This window comes from Arthrobacter sp. B2a2-09 (genome assembly GCF_027587375.1).
Lineage (GTDB): Bacteria > Actinomycetota > Actinomycetes > Actinomycetales > Micrococcaceae > Arthrobacter.
This window is the reverse complement of sequence record NZ_JAMXIC010000016.1, coordinates 101,819-122,090: the sequence shown is the minus strand read 5'-3', so window position 1 is coordinate 122,090 and position 20,272 is coordinate 101,819. Positions and strand designations below refer to the sequence as shown.

Genomic DNA, 20,272 nt, shown 5'->3' with positions numbered 1-20,272 from the left:
CTCCGGCGCCTGTACACCGCTCCGGGAAGCGGGGACCTTGTCGGCGCCGATTCGAGGGCGCGGCTCTACCCGCCCGGGCTGCGGCGCTTCATCCAGGCCCGTGACGACACTTGCCGCACCCCGTACTGCGACGCACCCATCCGGCATTTCGACCACATCATCCCCTGGCACGACGGCGGACCCACCAGCCAGGCCAACGGCGCCGGCTTGTGCGAAGCCTGCAACCACACCAAAGAACTCAACGGCTGGGCAGCCCGAACCGGAGCTCCACGAGCCGGAGCTCAACGACCCGGAGCAGCAAAAACCGGTGTCGGGAGACGGCACGTCTTAGAAATCCGCACCCCCACCGGACATACCTACCGTTCCACGGCCCCGCCCCTGCCAGGAACGCACGTGAACGGAGACCCACCCGCCATGGCGGCACACTATTTCGGGGACCTGTTTCGCGGGCGCCACCGACCGGAACTACGCCAACCAGCTTAGGCACGGGCGAGCGTCCGCAGCGGGCTCCGGCCGAGTGCCAATGAGTGGTCACAATCGTTTTGTTCGTATTGATGCTCACACCGGTGCCCTATTCTTAGCGTTCCTGGCGGCAGGACGGATACGGTAGATACATGACGTCTAGCACCGCCGCCGAGTCCATTCGGTCCACCCGCAGAATTCCCGCCGACATCGCCCGCTCCTGGCTCCTCGTGAACGCCATGAAGACGGAGCTTTTCGACCAGTCGGCCTCATCGCGCGCGGACGCCATCATTCTTGACATCGAAGACGCTGTGGACCCGTCCCAGAAGGACATCGCCCGCGACAATGTCATCAACTGGCTGACGGCCGGCGGCCAGGCCTGGGTCCGCATCAACGACGCCACAAGCCCGTTCTGGGCCGATGACCTCGCCGGTCTGCGTGGCACGCCCGGCCTGTTGGGCGTCATGCTGGCCAAGACCGAGTCCGCGGACCAGGTCACCGAATCCTTCCACCGCATGGACGGCAAGACTCCGGTGGTCGCCCTCGTGGAGTCGGCCCTCGGCATCGAGGAAGCCAACCACATCGCCCGCGCCCAGGGTGCCTTCCGCCTGGCCTTCGGTTCGGGCGACTTCCGCCGGGACACCGGCATGGCCGCCACGCCCGAGGCGATGGCCTACCCGCGTGCCAAGCTTGTTGTCGCCAGCCGCGTGGGCAACCTGCCGGGCCCCATCGACGGCCCCACCGTCGGCACCAACCACCCGATCCTGCGGGAGCAGACCGGCATCACGGTGACCATGGGCATGACCGGCAAGCTCTGCCTGGCCATCGACCAGACCACGGTCATCAACGAGGTCATCAGCCCCACACCGTCGGATGTCGCCTGGGCAACCGACTTCATGAACGACTTCGAAGCCAACGGCAGGGTCATCCGCGACGGCTCCGACCTCCCGCGCCTGGGCCGCGCCGAAAAGATCATGAAGCTCGCCGTGGCCTTCGGGGTCCAACCCTCCCTGTAAGGGCAACTTCGGTGCTGGTCCACGGCGTCACCTGGGACGGTCCGCCGCCCGGGGACGCAGCCCCCGACGCCGGGCTGCCGGCATTGCGGCTGCAGTCGGCTTCCGGTGGGCTCAGTTCAGTTCCGCTGGTCCAAGGCGCTCCGCTGGGCTTCCGCGTCGCGGAGGGCCTCTGGTGCCTGGGCCACACCAAGATTCACGGCCCGGGTGAGCGCACCCATTTCCCGTGCCCCGACAGCGCTCCCGCTGAACGGGGAAAGCAATGTGGCCGCTGCTTTGCGCGCGAAGATTCGCGGCTCATGCACGACTTCCACCGGGGCGGTGCCGTGCCCCCAGGGCTGCGCGCCTACCTGATGCAACCTCATTGGCTGTATGCGGCGACGTTCGCCAACGGCGCCACCAAGGTCGGCACGGCCTCGGCACCGCGGAAGTGGAACCGGCTCGCGGAGCAGGGTGCGGTTCACGCGTCCTATGTGGCGCACGCCGACGACGGCCGTATTGTCCGCCTGCTGGAGGATCTCGTGACAAGCGAACTCGGCATCGTCCAGCTCGTCCGCGCCTCCGCGAAGGCAGCGGCCCTGCTGGAGCCGCGTCCCGACGTCGAGCTTTCCTCCATCAACAAGCGAGTTGCGGCGAGCATCCGGGAGCTCTTGGATGGCATAGCCCTGGGCGGGTTCTCGACTGTGGAGGAAGAGTGGAACCGCCCCGCGTTCGCGGATGCGCTGTGTGGTCCCGGACGTCGGCATGCGTATCCCGCAGCGTTCGACGGCGGTGAGCACGGCCTGGCCGTGGAGTCCATCTCCGGAGGGATTGCCTTGGCAACACTGCCTGGAGACAGCGGTGAATTCGTGGCGGACCTGGGCCGCTTGAAGGGGCGACGGATCGAATCCGGAAACTACCGGACGGAGATTCCGGCCCTGCAGGACTCACTGTTCTGACAAGTGCCCTAAACTTGGGTGGTGCTGAACGAATTCTGGGCCACGGCCTCTGCCACCTACAAGACGCTGGTTTTCGGCGCGATGGGGCTTATCGCCGTCGGGATCATCCTCACGATCATCGGCAACATCTCCCATAACCAAGGCCTCGCGGTAACCTCCTTGTTCGTGATCGGGCTCGGCCTGGTCCTGCATGTCGTGGGCATGGTGGTCCGCGGACAGCGGGTCCGCAAGGGCTTGAAGAAGTAGCCTGCCGGAGTGTGGCGATGACCAAGCATGCGGTGGTGATCGCCGGAGGAGGCCCCACAGGGCTGATGTTGGCGGGCGAGCTGGCGTTGGCGGGCGTCGACGTCGCGATTGTCGAGCGGCGTGCAAACCAGGATCTGGCCGGTTCACGTGCAGGCGGTTTGCACTCACGCACCATCGAGGTCCTCGATCAGCGCGGAATCGCTGATCGGTTCCTGTCCGAGGGGCAGGTAGCCCAGGTCGCGGGGTTCGCCGGCGTCCGTTTTGACATCAGCGACTTTCCCACACGGCACAACTACGGGCTCGGGCTGTGGCAGAACCACATCGAGCGCATACTGGCCGGCTGGGTCGCCGAGCTGGCGGTGCCGATCTATTACGGACGCGAGGTGACCGGTTTCGTGCAGGACGACGCCGGCGTGGACGTCGCGCTGTCCGGCGGCGAGGCGTTGCGCGCGGAATACCTCGTCGGGTGCGACGGCGGACGCAGCCTGGTCCGCAAGGCGGCCGGCATCGAGTTCCCCGGTTGGGATCCGACCACCAGCGCCCTGATCGCCCAGGTCGAGATGGCCGAGCAGCCGCCCTTGGGCGTCCACCCCAATGCTTTCGGAATCCACTCCTTCGGCAAGCTGGATTACAAGATTCTCGACGGCAAGGTGGTCTACGCGGACGGCGGGCCCGTGGGGGTCATGGTGACCGAAGAGCACGTCGGACCCGCGAGCGAACCTACCCTTCATGACCTGAGCGAGGCGCTCATCGCCGTATGCGGGACGGATTACGGGGTCCACAGTCCTATTTGGATCTCCAGATTCACCGATATGACCCGGCAGGCCGCGAGCTACCGCGACAGGCGAGTCCTGCTCGCCGGCGACGCCGCGCACGTGCATGCCCCCGACGGCGGACAGGGCCTCAACACCGGTGTGCAGGATGCAGTGAACCTGGGCTGGAAGCTGGCCCAGGTGGTCAAGCGGACATCGCCGGAAAGCCTCCTCGACACCTACCATGCCGAGCGCCACCCGGTCGCCGCCCGCGTGCTGCGCAACACGATGGCGAGTGTCGCGCTTCGCCGCCCGGACGAGCGCACGAAAGCCGTGGGCGAGGTCATTGCCGAGCTCCTCGGCATGGAGGAACCGCGCAAGCGCTTCGCCGCGATGCAGTCCGGCCTCGATGTACATTACGACGTCGGCGAGGGGCATCCGCTGCTCGGTCGCCGCATGCCCGATCTCGACCTCGTCAGCCCGGGCGGCCCGATGCGCGTCTTCAGCCTGCTGCACGATGCCCGGCCGGCGCTCCTCAACCTTGGCGAGCCTGGCGGCATCGACATCACGCCGTGGGCAGACCGCGTTCAGTTGATCGACGCCACATACCTCGGTACCTGGGAGCTTCCGGCACTCGGCACAGTGTCTCCTCCCACCGCCCTGTTGATTCGGCCCGACGGATATGTGGCCTGGGTGGGCGACCGTAAACAGCTGGGCCTTGCCGACGCGCTCGCAACGTGGTTCGGACCGCCTACCGCGGAGTAGCGGCCAGGCTTCGACACTAATCCGGAGACACGTCCCGGGCCGATAGGGTTGGATCATGACTATTAACCCGGATTTGCAGGGCCGCAGCTACCCTGCCTCAGAGGTGTACGACGTCGGCCGCGAAAAGATCCGTGAGTTCGCCCGGGCCGTGAAGGCCACGCACCCCGCACACTTCGACGTCGAAGCCGCCAAAGCGCTTGGCCACAGCGACCTCGTCGCCCCGCCGACCTTCGCCATCATTGTCGCCCAGCGGGCCGATGCCCAGCTGATCGAGGACCCCGATTCCGGGATTGACTTCAGCCGCGTGGTGCACGCCGACCAGCGCTTCACCCACCACCGCCCGATCGTTGCCGGGGATCAGTTGCGGGCCGAACTGCACGTCGACGGCGTCCGCGCCATGGGCGGCGGGGCCATGATCACCACGCGTTCGGAAATCACCGCTGCAGACGGCGAGCGCGTCGCCACCACCACCTCGTCCATCCTGGTCCGCGGAGAGGGACAGTAGCCATGAGCTTGAAACTTGAAGAACTCGCCGTCGGGCAGGAAATCGGCACCCGCAGCATCGAGGTCACGCGCCAGGACCTGGTCAAGTACGCCGGCGCGTCCGGCGACTTCAACCCGATCCACTGGAACGAATCCTTCGCCACCGGCGTCGAACTTCCCGGAGTCATCGCCCACGGTATGTTCACCATGGGCTCCGCCGTGCAATTGGTGAGCGACTGGGCCGGCGACCCCGCCGCCGTCGTCGACTACCAGACGCGCTTCACCAAACCGGTGCTGGTCACCGATACCACCGGTACCAGCGAGCCCGGCGCCGTGATCGAGGTTGCCGGAGTGGTGGGAGCGCTCGACGCCGAAGCCCGCACCGCGCGCATCGACCTGACCGTCACCTTTGCCGGCCAGAAGGTCCTGATGAAGTCCCAGGCCGTTGTGAAGCTCGCTTGAGCCAGCTGCAACAATCAGCACCTCGCGCCACCGCGGCCGAATTGTCGCGGTGGCGCAATGCTGTGGTGGCCGCGTACGGTGCCAGCGGCCTGGCCTTCTCGTCGTGGGTCTCCCGGTTGCCCGCGATCCGCGATGGCCTGAACCTGACGCCGGGCACGGTAGGCCTCCTGCTGATGTGCATGACCGTGGCATCGTTCCTCTCCGTGTCTGCATCAGGGGTGATCGTGATCCGGCTCGGATCACGGCTGACCACGCGGATCGGCGGCGCCATGGTGGGCCTAGGCCTGGCGGTCGCCGGTTTTGGCACGTCTGTGCTGGCAAACCCAGTGGTGGTGGCGCTTGGACTCATGGTGATCGGCCTCGGCACAGCCAGCTGGAACACGGCATCCAATGTAGAGGGAGCGTCACTGGAACGCGCCCTTGAACGGCACATCATGCCGCGTCTCCACGGATCCTTCAGCCTGGGCACCGTTGCGGGCGCAGGGCTCGGCGCTTGGGCCGCCGCCGCAGGACTGCCGGTCTTCTGGCATCTCGCTGCGGCCGGCCTGGTGGTCGCCGTCTCGGTGGTGACTGCTGCTGCCTGGTTCCGTGCGGACGCCACCCGCCATTCCACCGCACGAGGTACCGCCAAGGCCTTCAAGCCCGAAAAGCCGGACACCTTCGAAGATCCTTCAACCGGCCCCTTGACCATCATCCAGCCGGGCCAGCAGGGACCGGCCGAACCATTGGACAGCAAGCGCATGGTGGCCCGGGCATGGCGCGAAAGCCGGACCCTCCTGCTTGGATTGCTCGTCCTTGGGCTCGCCCTGGCTGAGGGCGCGGCGGGGGACTGGGTGGCCTTGGCGTTGGCGGATGGCCACGGTCAATCCGACGCTGCCGGAGCCATCGGCTATGGGATCTTCGTGACGTTCATGACTGTGGGCCGCTTTGCCGGGACGGTGGTCCTGGACCGCTTCGGCCGCGTGCCCGTGATGCGTTGGTGTTCGGCTACGGCCGTGGTGGGGCTGGCACTCTTTGTCTTCGCACCGGTGCCGTGGCTCGCCTTCGCGGCCCTGGCCATCTGGGGACTGGGTGCCTCTTTGGGGTTCCCGGTGGGCATGTCCGCCGCCGCGGACGATCCAGCGCACGCCGCGGCCCGGGTTTCGGTCGTCTCCACGATCGGCTATGGGGCTTTCCTTTGCGGTCCGCCACTCTTGGGCTTGCTGGCGGAGCACTTCGGCATCCTGCATTCCTTGCTCGCCGTCCTGGTCCTGCTCGTCGCGAGCTTCTTCCTGGCGCCCGTTTCGCGGAAGCGCGCGCCTGAACCGGCGCACGCCTGAGCCGGCGCACGCCTGAGCCGGCGCGCGCCTGAGCCGGCGCGCGCCTGAGCCGGCGCGCGCCTGAGCGGGTCCCTGAGCCGGCAAATCCCTGAGTCGGCTAGGGCAGGCAATCCCCGCTAGGCTTGTTTGGTGACCCAGACGATGCTCTCCGAACTGACCACGGCCGCCGTTGGTGGCCCTGCCGGCACCTTTGTGGAGGCCCGCACCGAAGGGGAAATCATCGACGCCGTCCGCTCGGCGGACGCTGCCGGCGAGAAACTGCTGATCATCGGCGGGGGATCCAACCTCCTGATCTCCGACGCCGGCTACCCGGGAACCGTGCTAAAGATCGCCTCGCAGGGCTTCACCGTCAACTCGGAAGATAGTTGCGGGGGAGTCTCCGTGGTGGTCCAGTCCGGGCACAACTGGGACGCCCTCGTGGAGCACTCCGTGCTGCACGCGTGGTCCGGGCTGGAAGCGCTCTCCGGCATCCCCGGAGCCACGGGCGCCACTCCTGTACAGAATGTGGGCGCCTATGGTGCCGACGTCTCCCAGACCATCGCCGCCGTCCGTACCTGGGACCGCGAACGCAACGCCGTGCAGACCTTCACCAACTCCGAGCTCAAGTTCGGCTACCGGGACTCCATCCTCAAACAGACCACCACCGAGGGCTCACCCCGTTACGTGGTGCTGACGGTTGAATTCCAGCTGCCGCTCGGACGCATGAGCGCAGCCATCCGGTATGCGGAGCTAGCCCGGTCCCTCGGGGTCGAGGCCGGGAAGCGCGCGTATTCCAACGACGTGCGGCGCGAAGTCCTGCGGCTGCGTGCCTCCAAGGGCATGGTCCTGGATGCTTCGGACAGGGACACGTACTCCACGGGTTCCTTCTTCACCAACCCGATTGTTCCGGCCACCGCGGCTGCATCGCTGCCCGAGGGAGCGCCGCAGTACCCGGCTGGAAGCGATGGCCTCGTGAAGTTGTCGGCAGCCTGGTTGATCGACCAGGCCGGCTTCGGAAAGGGCTTCGGACTCGATCCCGCGAGCGTCTCCGGCGGCCGAGCCTCGCTGTCCACCAAACACACCCTGGCCATCACCAACCGGGGAGGAGCCAGCGCGGAGGACATGGTGGCGATCGCGCGCGAGGTGCGCAGCGGCGTCGTCGAGCGTTTTGGCATTGAACTGCATCCGGAGCCGCTACTCATCGGTTTGGCCCTGTAGGAGCCCGCGAGGAACCCGCGAGGAACCCGCGTCAGCGCTTTCCGGTCGGGAGGACCTTGTTGAGCAGCAGGAACGTCAGCCCGCAGCTGGCTGCCCCCAAGAGGAAGATCTGGCTGAACGCTATGCTTTGCGGCGACGGACCGCCGGGCGAAATCCAGCCGGCTGCCGCGAAGCCTGCCACCCCCAGGAGCATGACGATGGCGGCAAGCAGGAAGCTGCGCACTTGATCGCTCGCGCCGGTCTGGAACCCTGGTTCGGGATCGTCGACGTGCCGATCGGACGATGGCTGGCACGCGGCAGCAAGGCCCAGGAGGAGGGCTGCGGCGCCAGTGGCGGCGAGTCCCACCGCTTGGACGGCCTGCATCGACGGGGACAACCGAACCCCCGCACCAACAGCTATTGCCAAGCCGCACACAAGCCCGACGGCGGCGGCGCACCAACCAGCGGCCGCTAACCGCCGGCTGAGCGGCCGCAGCAGCGGACCTAACTCACCGAACAGCATTCCCTTAGCGTAGGAGGGCCCGCTGGAAGGCCCCTGTGAGCGGCATGGGAGTTCCTCCAGCGTGCTATTGAGGACCGAAGCTGTCCGCCGTGCGGCCTATGATGGGGCCATGGCAGCTTCGGCGAAGATCCGCGTCACTCCCAAAGTCATGGGCAGGCTGCGCCTTGCCAGTCAAGGATTGCTTGGGGGATTCAGCAGCCCGGAGGAATGCGTCTCCAGGATGGGCGCCATGCAGGCTCAAGACCTCGCCTCGGCGTTCTGGGCGGTGGGGCAGCGAGTCCCCGGTTCCGGCCTCTCGAAGGTGTTGGAAGCGCTGGAGAACGGCACAGTGGTCCGGTCCTGGCCCATGCGTGGCACGCTTCACCTGGTTCCACCGCAGGACTTGCGCTGGATCCTGGCCATCACCACAGATCGATCCATGCGTTCGGTTGCCACACGGCACCGGGAGCTCGGTATCGAAGAGGCCGACGTCGCCATGTGCCGGGAGCTTGCCCTTGAACGCGTCGCCGGCAGCCCAGGCGCCACTCGCGAGGAACTTTTCAAGATCTTCGAATCCGCTGGCCAAGTGACCGCGGCCCAACGTGGCATCCATTTGCTCTGGATCCTGTGCCAGAACGCGTGGTTGGTCCAAGGACCTCCGGCGGGCACCGCGGGCAAAGCCCTTGGACAGCAACTGTTCGTGGCCTTCGATGAGTGGATTCCGGAATCCAAGGCGTTGGGCCGTGAAGAGGGGATTGCCGAATTCCTGCTCAGGTATATACGCAGCCACGGACCGGCCACGCTCCTTGACTTCGCGTGGTGGACCCAGATTCCCAAAGCCGAGGTCAAGGCAGCCCACGAGGCTATTCGCAGCCAACTTGTTGAGCTCGTCTTCCAGGGAACGTCCTATTGGCTGTCGCCCCAGACGGCAGCACTGCTCGACGACGGCGTCCCCGGCTCGCGGACGGTCCTCGCCTTGCCGGGATTCGATGAATTCCTGCTCGGGTATACGGACCGCAGTCTTGTCCTGCCCCCGGAGCATTTCCAGAAGGTCGTTCCGGGCGGCAACGGTGTCTTCAAGCGGATGATCGTGTCCGGCGGCGAAGTGGTGGGCACCTGGTCCCGCAGCGGCACCGGCCGGAGCGCCGTCGTCGTGCCTGAACCGTTCGCCCCGGAAGGCCTGAGTCCGGCAGCCAAGCGGTCCTTCGAACTCCAGGCCGCGAAGTACCTGCGGTTCATGGAGAGTTGAGGGGCCCCAACTGACTCGCAGTTGATGTCGTTATGAGCGCTCAAAACGACATCAACTGCGAGTCAGTTGAAAAGCGGGCGCCTAGAGGGTGCCGGTAGCGATCTTCAGCATGCGACGCAGCGGCTCGGCAGCGCCCCAGAGGAGCTGGTCGCCCACGGTGAAGGCGCTGATGTATTCAGGGCCCATCTCAAGCTTGCGGATACGGCCCACAGGGATCTCCAAGGTGCCGGAGGCAGCCACCGGTGTGAGGTCCGCCATGGAGGCTTCCTTGGTGTTGGGCACAACCTTGGCCCACTCGTTGTCAGCGTCCAGGAGTTTCTCGATTTCGGCGACGGACAGGTCCTCGCGCAGCTTGAGCGTCAATGCCTGGGAGTGGGAGCGCATGGCGCCGATACGGACGCAGAGGCCATCCATGACCACATGGTCCTTGCCCGGCTTTCCGTTGCCCGTGCCAAGGATCTTGTTGGTTTCCACCCCGGCCTTCCACTCTTCCTTGGACTGGCCGTTGCCGAGGTCGGCGTCGATCCACGGGATCAGGGAGCCGGCCAGCGGAACGCCGAACTGGGTGGCGTCGACGCCGGAGCGCTGGGTCGCCAGGACCTTGCGGTCGATCTCCAGGATCGCGGAGGCGGGATCGTCCAGTTCGCTGCTGACTTCGTTGTTAAGGGTGCCGAACTGGTTGAGCAGTTCGCGCATGTGGCGGGCGCCGCCGCCGGAGGCCGCCTGGTAGGTCATGGAGGTACCCCACTCGACCAGGTTGTTCTTGAACAGGCCGCCGAGTCCCATGAGCATGCAGGAGACCGTGCAGTTGCCGCCGATGTAGTCCTTCACGCCGCCGGACAGACCTGCGTCGATGACGTCGCGGTTGATGGGGTCCAGCACGATGATGGAGTCGTCGTTCATGCGCAGCGTGGACGCGGCGTCGATCCAAAGCCCATCCCAGCCACGGCCGCGAAGCTCACCGTGGACTTGCTTCGTGTAGTCGCCACCCTGGGCGGTCACAATAATCGGCAGCTTGGCAAGAGTCTCAATATCGAACGCGTTTTCGAGCTTGCCTGCGCCGTCAGCAAATGACGGCGCGGCACCTCCAGCGTTCGAGGTGGAGAAAAATACCGGGTTGATGTTGGCGAAGTCGCCCTCTTCCTGCATGCGCTGCATCAGGACGGAGCCGACCATGCCACGCCAACCGACCAGTCCAACGGACGGATTAGCTGCTGTAGTCATTGAACAAGTGTAGACTTTCGCGGCTCCCGGCCGCTGTCGGTTACGTCACGACCCAACTAGCTCGCAGTTGTTGTCGTTGTGACGGCTCAAAACGACAACTAATGCGAGCTAGTTGGGTAAGGGGACGAGTTACTTGGGTGAGGCGTCGGGCTCTTCCAGCAGGGCTGTCTTGCGGGCGCGCAGGGCGTAAAACGCGCCAAATGCGAAGACCTGGGTCACCACCACCAGGACGATGATCCCCAGGATCTTGTTGCCGCCCAGGATCATGGTGAGCCCAACGATCGCGGACAAGAGCGCGAAGAGCGGCAACAACATGTAGCCGAGCACGAACAGGGTCTCAGGTTTCTTCAGCATTCTCAGTCTTCCGTCCGGCGCCACGTGGCGATCCGGTAGTTGGTGCCGTTCTTGGAGGTCAGCCAGCCCTCAGCCGGGTGCGTCGCCTCAAGATTCCAAGCCTCGCCGAACTCCGGCGCGAAAGTGTCGCCGTCGGTGTCGGAATCAATGACCGTGACGACCGCGACATTCGCGATGTCCATGGACTGCCGGTAAATCTCGCCCCCACCAATGATCCAGACGTTCTGGCCGCCCGGTGCGAACTGGGACTCGAGGAGGGCGGCGTCAAGGGAGGAGACGACGACGGCGCCACTTGCTTCGGGCGAGTCAGCCCAACCGTGTTGCCGGGTCACCACGATATTGGTGCGACCGGGCAAAGGGCGGTACTTTGCGGGAAAAGACTCCCAGGTTTTCCGGCCCATGATGACCGGATGTCCTGATGTCAGCTGGCTGAAGTGCTTCAAATCTTCGGGGACGTGCCAGGGCATGGTCCCGCCCTTGCCGATCACTCCGCCGCCGGTCTGTGCCCACACCAGGCCGATTCCGCTGGGCGTTTCCGCGGCCTCCCCGGAGGAAGGCGACTCCGCGTCAGGAGTTTCGTGGATGCTCATACCGCCACGGGCGCCTTGATGGAGGGGTGGTGGCGGTAGCCGACTACTTCGAAGTCCTCGAAGGTGTAGTCGAAGATCGAGTCCGGCTTGCGGGCGAAGCGCAACTGCGGGTACTCGTAGGGCTCCCGGGACAGCTGCTCGGTGACCTGCTCCACGTGGTTGTCGTAAACGTGGACGTCCCCGCCGGTCCAGACGAAATCGCCAGGCTCAAGGCCCAGCTGCTGGGCCACCATACAGGTCAGCAACGCATAGGAAGCGATGTTGAAGGGGACGCCCAGGAACATGTCGGCCGAACGCTGGTACAACTGGCAGGACAACTTGCCGTCGGCAACGTAGAACTGGAAGAACGCGTGGCACGGCGGCAGTGCCATGTCCTTGATCTCGGACACGTTCCATGCCGAGACGATGTGCCGGCGGGAATCCGGGTTGGCTGCCAGGCCCTTCATGAGCTCCGCGATCTGGTCTACGTGCCCGCCATCGGGGGTCGGCCAGCTGCGCCACTGCACGCCGTAAACCGGGCCGAGTTCGCCGTCGGCGTCTGCCCATTCATCCCAGATGCTGACACCCTGCTCCTGGAGCCATTTCACATTGGATTCGCCGCGGAGGAACCACAGAAGCTCCAGCGCGAGCGATTTGAAGTGCACTCGCTTGGTGGTGATGAGCGGGAAACCCTGGCTCAGATCGAAGCGCAGCTGGCGGCCGAAAACGCTCCGCGTGCCGGTGCCCGTGCGGTCCGACTTGTGCGTGCCGTTGGCCATGACATCACGCAGGAGGTCTTCATATGGGGTTGGGATGCTCACGCACCCAGCTTACTGGAGTCAGTCGTCGAAGGGCTTGATCTGTTCCACGGCCACTACGCGCTGGCCGTTTCCACGGGCCACGTGGCACACGATCATCTCGCCAGGGGCCAGGTACGGATCCTGGGCGGGCAGCATCTCGTGAAGCTCCGGGCCCATGCGCTCGCCAAGTTTCTTCAGAATGGTGGGGAGTGCCGGTCTATGGGTGCACACGGCCACCCCGCGCTGTTTGTCGAACAAGCCCTCGACGACGGCGGACGTCTTCTTCGGGCTCCGCTGGTGGTGGTGCTCCGTCAAGGCCTCCACAAGTTTCACCTTGGCTCCGGCCGCCTTGGCGTACGGTGCGATGGTGGACACGCACCGTGCCCAAGGACTGCTCACGATCCAGAGGGGCTTCCACACGCCCAGAAGCCGCTCCACCGCGAGTGCCTGCCGCAGGCCCGTCACGGCCAACGGCCTGCTGCCTTCGGCCTTGGTCCAGGAAGACCGCGGCTTGGCTTTGGCATGACGCACCAGGATCAGCGGCCATGTCTCCAGCTCACCGTTCAGGTGCGCCTTCGCCAGCGCCTGGAGCGGGCTCACGTCCGTGGGGTTGCTCAGGAACCGGGCCGCCTTGTCCGGCGCGGCCCACATGTAGGCGTCCACTTCCTCGCCGTCCGGCTTGATGACGGACCCGTTGACCTGCATCGCCCAGTAGTGCACCACTTTCAGTCCGGCCGCCACATGGTAATGCGTCGGAGGAAGGGGGATACCGAGGGCAGCCTTGAGGCCTATTTCTTCCCTGATCTCGCGAACGGCGCACTCCGGGATGGTTTCCCCGGAATCAAGCTTGCCCTTGGGCCAGGACCAGTCGTCATACTTGGGCCGATGGATCAGCAGGACCTCAAGGGCACCCTTGGTGACGCGCCAAGGAATAGCGCCGGCCGCCGTGACGGCGATCGGCTCCCCGGGATGGTCCGTCTGGTCTTCAACAGGCGTATCGCTCTTCAACTTTTCGCTGCCTACCGCCGGGCAACTGCACGTTGACGGGACCGGGAGGCAAGCAGCCAGGACTGGATGTCCAGAAGCGGTGTGCCGTCCTCGGCCTGGTGGAACCTGGTCCAGTGGCCTTCGTTGTCGAGATGCCAGCTGGCAGTGCCTGGGTCCAGGTAACGGCGCAGCAGGTCCATGACCTCGGCGGTGTCTTCGCGGTTGGAGAGCTGCACCAATGCCTCAACGCGGCGGTCGAGGTTGCGGTGCATCATGTCCGCGGAGCCGATGTACACCACGGGATCGTTTGCATTGGCGAACGCAAACACGCGCGAGTGCTCCAGGAAGCGGCCCAGGACGGAGCGAACCGTAATGTTTTCGCTCAGTCCAGGCACTCCCGGACGCAGCGAGCAGATGCCACGGACAATGACGTCAACCTTTACCCCGGCCTGTGACGCACGGTAAAGGGCATCGATGGTGGCCTCGTCAACCATGGAGTTGACCTTGATCTGGACCTTGGCGGCAATTCCCGCGCGGGCGTTGCGGATTTCGGTTTCGATCCTGTCGATCAATCCGGACCGCACTGAGCGGGGAGCCACAAGGAGCCGCTTGAAGGTCGACTTGGGGGCATATCCGGAGAGCTGGTTGAAGAGCTTGGACAGGTCCTCGCCCACCTGCTCATTGGAGGTCAACAGGCCAAGGTCCTCGTAGTAGCGGGCCGTCCGCGGGTGGTAGTTGCCCGTCCCGATATGGCAGTACCTGCGGAGGCCATCCACTTCCTGACGGACAACCAGGGACAACTTGCAGTGCGTCTTGAGTCCCACGATGCCGTACACCACGTGCACGCCGGCCTGCTCCAGTTTGCGGGCCCAGGAGATATTGGCTTGCTCGTCAAAGCGGGCCTTGATCTCCACGAGGGCCAAGACCTGCTTGCCGGCCTCGGCAGCGTCGATCAGTGCGTCCACGATGGGGGAATCGCCGGAGGTTCGGTACAGGGTCTGCTTGATGGCCTGGACCTTGGGGTCGGCGGCTGCCTGTTCCAGGAAGGCCTGGACCGACGTCGAGAACGAGTCGTACGGGTGGTGCAGCAGGATGTCGCGGCGGCGCATTGCCGCGAAGACGTTGGCGGCTTTGGACGTCTCGGATTCGTTCAGGTACCGCGAGGTGTGGGGCACGTGCTTCGGGTAGTGGAGGTCGGCGCGGTCGATTCCGCCGATGACGGACAGCCCCCGGAGGTCCAGCGGCGCCGGAACGGAGTAGACCTCGGATTCCTCGACGCCGAGTTCCCGCACCAGGAGCGCACGGATGTTTGGGTTGATGTCCGTGGTGACCTCAAGCCGGACGGGCGGGCCGAAGCGGCGGCGCAGCAGTTCTTTTTCAAGCGCCTGCAGGAGGTTCTCGGCGTCGTCCTCTTCAACTTCCACGTCCTCGTTACGGGTGACGCGGAAGCTGTGGTGCTCCATGACTTCCATTCCGGGGAACAGCTTGTCCAGATGCACCGCGATGACCTCTTCGAGCGCGATGAATCGTGCCACGCGGCCCGGGACAGCGCCGGCACGCGGTCCGTCGATCGAGACGAGCCGCGGCAACTGGTCCGGAACCTTGACGCGGGCGAACAGTTCCTTATCGCTCACGGGGTTGCGGACAATCACGGCCAAGTTGAGGGAGAGACCGGAGATGTAAGGGAACGGGTGGGCAGGATCGACGGCGAGGGGGGTGAGGATCGGGAAGACCTTCTCGCCGAACATGATGCTCAAGCGGTGCTGGGCCTCGTCGTCGAGTTCGTCCCAGCGCATGAGGTGAATGTGCTCATAGGCCAAAGCGGGGCGGATCTGCTCGGCAAACACGCGCGCATGGCGTTCCTGCAGCTTTCGGGCGGCATCGCCGATCTGCTCCAGGACTTCGATGGGGCTCAGCCCGGCGGGGGAGGGCACCGCGAGTCCGGTGGCGATGCGGCGCTTCAAGCCGGCAACCCGCACCATGAAGAACTCATCAAGGTTCGAGGCAAAGATGGAGAGGAAATTGACCCGCTCCAGCAGGAAGAGGTCCGGATCCTCCGCGAGCTCAAGAACGCGGGAGTTGAAGGCGAGCCAGCTTAGTTCCCGGTCCAGGAAACGGTCCGGAGTGATATCGCCTTCGGGCTCAAGGGAGGGCGCAAACTCAGGAATGTCGATGCGGTCCTGTGTCGCCCGCGCAGCCGGGACTTCGGAAGAACCGAAGCGGGGAGGCAAGGTTGCGCCCTTGACCTCGGTTTTGGTGGTTCCGACCGGGTCCGGGTTCATCGGGCTCTCCTTCGTTCAACGCGGGGTTTGATTCAACCCTACAAGGATTCCACGTGCCGGAATCCTAGATGTCCTAGCCTTTCAGATGCGCCTTGGTTCCGGGTTACTTCCGGGTTAACGGCGCGTACATGACATCGACGTCCCAGCGTACGAAGCCCAGCTTCTGGTAAAGGGCGACGGCCGCGGTGTTGTCAGCGTCCACGTACAACATCACGGAGTGCAGCTCGTGGCTCTGGAGATACCTGATCCCGGCGACGGTGAGCGCCTTGCCAAGCCCGAGCCCCTGGGCTGCGGGGGTCACCCCTACGACGTAGACCTCTCCGATGGCCGGATGGGGCCCTTGCCGCGGGTGCACCTTGGTCCAATGGAAACCGAGCAGTTCCCCGGCCGGATTCACGGCCAGCAGGAAACCTGCGGGATCAAACCAGTCCTCTGCCATTCGGGCCTCCAGGTCGGCCCTGGTCAGGGAACCCTGCTCAGGATGGTGGGCAAATGCTGCCCTGTTGGCAGCCAGCCAGGCGGACTCATCCTGACCCGGCACGAAGGCGCGGAGCGAGACTCCCTCCGGCAGGCCGGCGTCGGGCAGTTCCGCTGTGGAGGACATGAGCCGCATCTTCCACAGTTCACGCACCGGGCCGTAGCCGTAGCGGGCCGCAAGGTCCGCGGCGGCCTCATGATTCCCATGGGACCACGCGTTCAGCCCCGCGAGCCCGCGGCTGTCCCGGAGTGAGTCCAACAGCCTGCCTGCCACACCCTGGGTGCGGTAGCTGGGGTGCACCGCCATTTCCAGGACCCCGGTCCCGTCGTCCGCCTCAACCACGACGGCGATTCCCGCCAGGTCCTGGCCGCTTGCGGGATCGGACTGCTCGTCCGGGGCATAAAGGGCCAGTGTGAGCACTGAGTGGTCGCCGGCATCGGCTCCGCGCAGCATGACCAGGGTCTGTTCGGACAGCGGGGGATTGCCGTCCGACTCCTCGGCAGCTGCGGCGAGCGTTTTGATGTCTCTCAACAACTCGCTATCCGAGGCGCCTTTGACGACGAGGACGGGCCAGTTCTCCGGGTGCGCAGGGCTCATGTTGCAAGGCTATACGTCCCCGGCCGGTTTGGCGGGATGGATTTTGCAGGCGCTCCATTGGCCGTGTAAGGTCTATAACTCGTCCGGCTTTGCGAAGCGGGATACGAGGGGGATCCACCAGTGGGGTGGCCTCGATACGTTCGACCCGTATGTCCTCCACTCAAGCAAGGGAAGGCCCGGACTCACTGAGTCCGGGCCTTCCCTGTGTCTCAGAAGCACGCGCGTTTCAGAACCACGCGCGTTTCAGAAGCCTAGGCCTCCGTGAGCTCATCTTCCTGCAAGCGGACCAACGTCAGCCGGTAGCCAACGTTGCGGACCGTGCTGATCAGGTTCTCGTGGTCCACGCCCAGCTTGGCACGCAGGCGCCGGACGTGAACGTCCACCGTGCGTGTGCCGCCGTAGTAGTCGTAACCCCATACCTCTGTGAGAAGCTGCTGGCGCGTGAACACCCTGCCCGGGTGCTGGGCCAGATACTTCAGGAGTTCGAACTCCTTGAAGGTCAGGTTGAGCGGCTGCCCGTTCACACGGGCCGTATAGCTCGCTTCGTCAATCACGACGCCGGCCGCCCGGATTTCGGTGTTGGTTTCCTCTTCGCCGGGAATTGCGCGGGCCACGGCAAGGCGGATCCGGGCTTCAACTTCGGCGGGCCCCGCCGAGTCGAGGACGATGTCATCCACTGACCATGCGGAAGAGACGGCAGCCATGCCGCCTTCAGTGAGGATCAGGATGAGGGGAGCGCTCAAGCCCGTGGCTTTGAGCAACTGGGTCAGGGAGCGGGCTCCCACCAGGTCCTTGCGGGCATCAAGGAAAACGACGTCGGTGGGGTCGGTTTCGAGCAAAGCAGTTGGCTCTGCCGGAAGGATGTGGACCCGGTGGTTCAATAGCTCCAAGGCGGGCAGGATGTCTACCGACGAGCCGGTGCTGTTCGTCAGGAGCAGGATGTGCGACATAGTTCCTCCAATGGGCGGTCCGCGCATCATCGGGCGTCTGAACCGGGTTTCCACCGGCCGGTAGCTGCTTATGGGGCGTGGTTCCGTTGTAACGGAAGCGTTGCAACAAGAAGCGCTGTTGACAACCGAGTATACCCAAAGGCCCCTGCAACGGCAGGGATTCGTGTCACCTTCAACCCCTGTTTGCGACATATTTGCGCCGCATAAGGCAGGATTGGCAGGAGGTTAGCCGCAGCTTGGAACGAAACGGGCCCCGCAGGGGACCCTGTGGGGTCGAGGGCACAGCGGGGTCAGGGACACAGCGAGGTCAGGGGCGCAGTGAAGTCTTGGAGCATCGGGGTGGTCGGCCTCGTGGCGCTCGCGGTTTTCGTCGCCAGCTCTTACGGCCCCACCGAAGGCTTGGTGGCCGTCGGAATTCTGGCGTCGGCCGCCGTCGGCGTCGGCTGGCCCCATTTTCTGGCGGTCCCCGCCAAGAAGACCCTCGCCGCGGTGATCGGGCTGAGCGGTGCGGGTTCAGCCGTGGCTGCCGGTTTCGTCCCGGCCCCCGGATTTCTGGACGCAACTCCCGCCTTCGTCGCCGCCGGCGTGATTGCGGTGTTCGTCGTGCAGCTGATCCGCGGAACCGGTCAGGCCCAACGGCTCGAATCCACCCTTGGTTGCTGCGCCGGCGTCTTGCTGAGCTGCCTTGGCGCGGGCTGGATTGCAGGTGCGAGGTTCAACGGCATCAAGGAAATGGTGTTGGTTGCCGCTCTCAGTGCCGCGGTCGCCCTCCTCGCCGGCCTGTTGCGCTGGCCGGACCGGGTCGTGGCGCCTTTGGGCATCGTGGCGGCCGGGTTGGTGGCTCCGTTGGCAGGCCTGGTGTTCTCCGATATCGCGATCGTGCCCGCCATCGTGGTGGGCGTCGTCATCGGCTCGGTCCTGGTCAGTTTCCGCCGGATGGTGACGCTTCGGCTCGGCCGCCTGAATTTCCCGGCTGTCCTTGGAATGGGCGTCGCACCCGTCTGGGCGGTTGGCGCCTTGTGCTACTTCATCGACAAACTACTTATCTACTAACAGTTAGGATGGCATCATGTCCGTACTTGCATTTGAAATCTTCTTCCTTGTCCTCCTCGGCTTGGCCAGCCTCTCGATGGCGTGGTTCGCTGGTTTTGTCGTTTACCGTCTCTTCAAGGGCCAGAAGTAGAGCTCCCATCGCTTTTGATCAACTTGTACCTTCTGGTCCACCGAGGTAATTGCTGTGCCCATTGAAATCCCTTCCGACCTGACACCCGAATTGGTACCCCTTTCCTGGCTCATTGGTGAGTGGGAAGGCCGGGGACGGCTTGGAAGCGGCGAAGAAGACTCGGATCACTTCATCCAGCACGTCTCCTTCTCGCACCACGGTCTGCCGTACCTGGAGTATCGGGCGGAAAGCTGGCTCAGCGACGAGGACGGCACCAGATTGCGGCCCCTCACCGTGGAAACAGGCTTCTGGGCGCTGGAGCGGAAGATGCTCGACGCCGACGGCGGCCCCGGCTTGATTCCCGCCGAGATTGTCCCGGTATTGAAGACGGCCGACGACGTCGAGGCGCACCGGAACGGGGACGGCGGGTTCGACATCGCTGTGACGATCGCCCATCCCGGCGGCATCAGCGAGTTGTATTACGGCCAAATCAAGGGGCCGCAGATCCAGATGAGCACCGACATGGTGATGCGCGGCGGCCACTCCAAGGAATACACTGCGGCCACACGCATCTTCGGCCTCGTGGATGGCAATCTATTGTGGCGCTGGGATGTGTCCACTCCGGGTAAGTCGCTCGAGGCCCATGCTTCGGCTTTCCTGAACAAGCTCTCCTAGGAGGGCTTGTTCCCTAGCTTCAAGGTCTCACCGAAGAGGTCTCACTGAACGTCCCGTTTCGCAGTTCGAACCAAAGGGGAGCAGCAAGTGAACGAAGCAACAAAACCTGCAAGCTATGACGACCTCAAGGCCGTGTTTTTCAACGGGACGCTCAAGCCATCCCCGCAAGTGAGCAATACCGACGGACTGATAGCCATCAGCCGGCGCATCATGGAAAAGCAGGGCGTCAGTACGAGCGTGATTCGCACGGTGGACCACGACATTGCCGCCGGAGTGTATCCGGACATGCGCGAACACGGCTGGGCCACGGACGAATGGCCGGAGTTGTATCCGGCTGTGCTGGAGGCCGACATCGTGGTGGTGGCCGGTCCTATCTGGCTTGGCGATAATTCCTCCCAGACCAAGAAGCTCATCGAGCGGCTCTACGCCCATTCGGGCCAGCTCAACAGCAAAGGCCAGTGGGCCTACTATCCAAAAGTCGGCGGCTGCCTGATCACCGGCAACGAGGACGGCATCAAGCACTGCGCCATGAACGTCCTGTACAGCCTCCAGCACGTCGGCTTCACCATTCCGCCCCAGGCCGATGCCGGCTGGATCGGTGCCGTCGGCCCTGGCCCCAGCTACCTCGACGAAGGATCCGGTGGCCCCGAGAGCGACTTCACCAACCGGAACACCACCTTCATGACTTGGAACCTGCTCCACTACGCTCGGATGCTCAAGGATGTAGGCGGCATTCCCGCGTACGGCAACCTCCCGGATGAATGGAAAGCCGGCACGCGCTTCGATTTTGAAAACCCGGAATACCGCTGAGCCCCAAGGACTTCTAC

General features: G+C 64.8%; 22 protein-coding genes. 13 read left to right on the top strand and 9 right to left on the bottom strand.

The features are described from left to right. From NFJ07_RS16895 to NFJ07_RS16855, 9 genes are all read left to right on the top strand, one after another. A partial coding sequence (locus NFJ07_RS16895; RefSeq protein ID WP_269996022.1) for an HNH endonuclease occupies positions 1-483 on the top strand: 483 nt, incomplete at its 5' end. Between the two features lie 131 nt (positions 484-614). Beyond that, positions 615-1,478, top strand: coding sequence for an HpcH/HpaI aldolase/citrate lyase family protein (locus NFJ07_RS16890; protein ID WP_269996021.1), 864 nt, complete (start codon positions 615-617; stop codon positions 1,476-1,478). An 11-nt stretch (positions 1,479-1,489) separates the two neighbouring features. Further along, entirely contained in the window at positions 1,490-2,413 is a 924-nt protein-coding gene (locus NFJ07_RS16885; protein WP_442865362.1) for a DUF2797 domain-containing protein, read from the top strand. 21 nt (positions 2,414-2,434) lie between these two features. Further along, positions 2,435-2,659 carry a DUF3188 domain-containing protein gene (locus NFJ07_RS16880; protein WP_269996020.1) on the top strand — a complete coding sequence of 75 codons (225 nt, stop codon included), beginning with the start codon at positions 2,435-2,437 and terminating at the stop codon, positions 2,657-2,659. A 17-nt stretch (positions 2,660-2,676) separates the two neighbouring features. Beyond that, entirely contained in the window at positions 2,677-4,176 is a 1,500-nt protein-coding gene (locus NFJ07_RS16875) for an FAD-dependent monooxygenase (RefSeq protein ID WP_269996019.1), read from the top strand. Between the two features lie 55 nt (positions 4,177-4,231). After that, positions 4,232-4,681, top strand: a complete 450-nt coding sequence (locus tag NFJ07_RS16870; RefSeq protein ID WP_269996018.1) for an FAS1-like dehydratase domain-containing protein — start codon at positions 4,232-4,234, stop codon at positions 4,679-4,681. Between the two features lie 2 nt (positions 4,682-4,683). Beyond that, a complete protein-coding gene (locus NFJ07_RS16865) occupies positions 4,684-5,121 on the top strand; it encodes a MaoC family dehydratase (protein WP_269996017.1) in 438 nt (145 codons plus the stop codon). Next, a complete protein-coding gene (locus tag NFJ07_RS16860; protein ID WP_269996016.1) occupies positions 5,118-6,440 on the top strand; it encodes an MFS transporter in 1,323 nt (440 codons plus the stop codon). Before NFJ07_RS16865 ends, NFJ07_RS16860 begins: the two co-directional genes overlap by 4 nt. 129 nt (positions 6,441-6,569) lie before the next feature. Then, a complete protein-coding gene (locus tag NFJ07_RS16855) occupies positions 6,570-7,637 on the top strand; it encodes a UDP-N-acetylmuramate dehydrogenase (protein WP_269996014.1) in 1,068 nt (355 codons plus the stop codon). A gap of 31 nt (positions 7,638-7,668) precedes the next feature. Here NFJ07_RS16855 and NFJ07_RS16850 read toward each other — a convergent pair whose 3' ends face one another. Then, entirely contained in the window at positions 7,669-8,139 is a 471-nt protein-coding gene (locus tag NFJ07_RS16850; RefSeq protein ID WP_269996012.1) for a hypothetical protein, read from the bottom strand. A gap of 109 nt (positions 8,140-8,248) precedes the next feature. On the opposite strand from NFJ07_RS16850, the gene NFJ07_RS16845 reads away from it, so the two are divergent. Beyond that, complete coding sequence (locus NFJ07_RS16845; RefSeq protein ID WP_269996010.1) at positions 8,249-9,367, top strand: winged helix DNA-binding domain-containing protein; 1,119 nt, start codon at positions 8,249-8,251, stop codon at positions 9,365-9,367. Positions 9,368-9,448: 81 nt separating this feature from the next. Here the strand turns inward: NFJ07_RS16845 and asd are convergent, their stop codons facing one another. The 8 genes from asd to NFJ07_RS16805 all read right to left on the bottom strand — a co-directional run bounded on the left by asd (position 9,449) and on the right by NFJ07_RS16805 (position 17,608). Further along, positions 9,449-10,591 (bottom strand): aspartate-semialdehyde dehydrogenase, encoded by a 1,143-nt coding sequence (gene asd, locus NFJ07_RS16840; protein WP_269996008.1) that lies wholly within the window; start codon positions 10,589-10,591, stop codon positions 9,449-9,451. Positions 10,592-10,720: 129 nt separating this feature from the next. Continuing rightward, positions 10,721-10,945 (bottom strand): NF038396 family protein, encoded by a 225-nt coding sequence (locus NFJ07_RS16835; protein WP_269996007.1) that lies wholly within the window; start codon positions 10,943-10,945, stop codon positions 10,721-10,723. 2 nt (positions 10,946-10,947) lie between these two features. Next, positions 10,948-11,535, bottom strand: a complete 588-nt coding sequence (locus NFJ07_RS16830; RefSeq protein ID WP_269996005.1) for a dihydrofolate reductase — start codon at positions 11,533-11,535, stop codon at positions 10,948-10,950. After that, the gene (locus NFJ07_RS16825) at positions 11,532-12,335 is read right to left on the bottom strand and encodes a thymidylate synthase (protein ID WP_269996003.1); all 804 of its coding nucleotides are present in this window, start codon (positions 12,333-12,335) and stop codon (positions 11,532-11,534) included. The genes NFJ07_RS16830 and NFJ07_RS16825 overlap by 4 nt, the downstream gene beginning before the upstream one ends. Positions 12,336-12,353: 18 nt before the next feature. Then, entirely contained in the window at positions 12,354-13,322 is a 969-nt protein-coding gene (locus tag NFJ07_RS16820) for an NUDIX hydrolase (protein WP_269996001.1), read from the bottom strand. A gap of 11 nt (positions 13,323-13,333) precedes the next feature. Next, positions 13,334-15,583 (bottom strand): RNA degradosome polyphosphate kinase, encoded by a 2,250-nt coding sequence (locus NFJ07_RS16815; protein ID WP_269996000.1) that lies wholly within the window; start codon positions 15,581-15,583, stop codon positions 13,334-13,336. Positions 15,584-15,686: 103 nt separating this feature from the next. Next, positions 15,687-16,658 (bottom strand): mycothiol synthase, encoded by a 972-nt coding sequence (gene mshD, locus NFJ07_RS16810; protein WP_269995999.1) that lies wholly within the window; start codon positions 16,656-16,658, stop codon positions 15,687-15,689. Positions 16,659-16,909: 251 nt separating this feature from the next. Further along, the gene (locus NFJ07_RS16805; RefSeq protein WP_269995998.1) at positions 16,910-17,608 is read right to left on the bottom strand and encodes a winged helix-turn-helix transcriptional regulator; all 699 of its coding nucleotides are present in this window, start codon (positions 17,606-17,608) and stop codon (positions 16,910-16,912) included. Positions 17,609-17,926: 318 nt separating this feature from the next. Here NFJ07_RS16805 and NFJ07_RS16800 point away from each other — a divergent pair, with 318 nt between their 5' ends. The 3 genes from NFJ07_RS16800 to NFJ07_RS16790 all read left to right on the top strand — a co-directional run bounded on the left by NFJ07_RS16800 (position 17,927) and on the right by NFJ07_RS16790 (position 20,255). Next, a complete protein-coding gene (locus NFJ07_RS16800) occupies positions 17,927-18,661 on the top strand; it encodes a permease (protein ID WP_269995997.1) in 735 nt (244 codons plus the stop codon). A 184-nt stretch (positions 18,662-18,845) separates the two neighbouring features. Beyond that, positions 18,846-19,445: an FABP family protein gene (locus tag NFJ07_RS16795; protein WP_269995996.1), complete on the top strand. Its 600-nt coding sequence runs from the start codon at positions 18,846-18,848 to the stop codon at positions 19,443-19,445. An 87-nt stretch (positions 19,446-19,532) separates the two neighbouring features. Then, on the top strand, positions 19,533-20,255 hold the full coding sequence (locus NFJ07_RS16790; RefSeq protein WP_269995995.1) for a flavodoxin family protein: 723 nt from the start codon (positions 19,533-19,535) through the stop codon (positions 20,253-20,255). Positions 20,256-20,272 lie beyond the last annotated feature (17 nt).

Bases quoted from the DNA above. Each gene is read 5' to 3' on its own strand.
- NFJ07_RS16850 (WP_269996012.1), bottom strand. From the start codon at position 8,139: ATGCTGTTCGGTGAGTTAGGTCCGCTGCTGCGGCCGCTCAGCCGGCGG.
- NFJ07_RS16835 (WP_269996007.1), bottom strand. From the start codon at position 10,945: ATGCTGAAGAAACCTGAGACCCTGTTCGTGCTCGGCTACATGTTGTTG.
- NFJ07_RS16875 (WP_269996019.1), top strand. From the start codon at position 2,677: ATGACCAAGCATGCGGTGGTGATCGCCGGAGGAGGCCCCACAGGGCTG.
- mshD (WP_269995999.1), bottom strand. From the start codon at position 16,658: ATGAGCCCTGCGCACCCGGAGAACTGGCCCGTCCTCGTCGTCAAAGGC.
- NFJ07_RS16870 (WP_269996018.1), top strand. From the start codon at position 4,232: ATGACTATTAACCCGGATTTGCAGGGCCGCAGCTACCCTGCCTCAGAG.
- NFJ07_RS16805 (WP_269995998.1), bottom strand. From the start codon at position 17,608: ATGTCGCACATCCTGCTCCTGACGAACAGCACCGGCTCGTCGGTAGAC.
- NFJ07_RS16865 (WP_269996017.1), top strand. From the start codon at position 4,684: ATGAGCTTGAAACTTGAAGAACTCGCCGTCGGGCAGGAAATCGGCACC.
- asd (WP_269996008.1), bottom strand. From the start codon at position 10,591: ATGACTACAGCAGCTAATCCGTCCGTTGGACTGGTCGGTTGGCGTGGC.
- NFJ07_RS16845 (WP_269996010.1), top strand. From the start codon at position 8,249: ATGGCAGCTTCGGCGAAGATCCGCGTCACTCCCAAAGTCATGGGCAGG.
- NFJ07_RS16815 (WP_269996000.1), bottom strand. From the start codon at position 15,583: ATGAACCCGGACCCGGTCGGAACCACCAAAACCGAGGTCAAGGGCGCA.
- NFJ07_RS16890 (WP_269996021.1), top strand. From the start codon at position 615: ATGACGTCTAGCACCGCCGCCGAGTCCATTCGGTCCACCCGCAGAATT.
- NFJ07_RS16830 (WP_269996005.1), bottom strand. From the start codon at position 11,535: ATGAGCATCCACGAAACTCCTGACGCGGAGTCGCCTTCCTCCGGGGAG.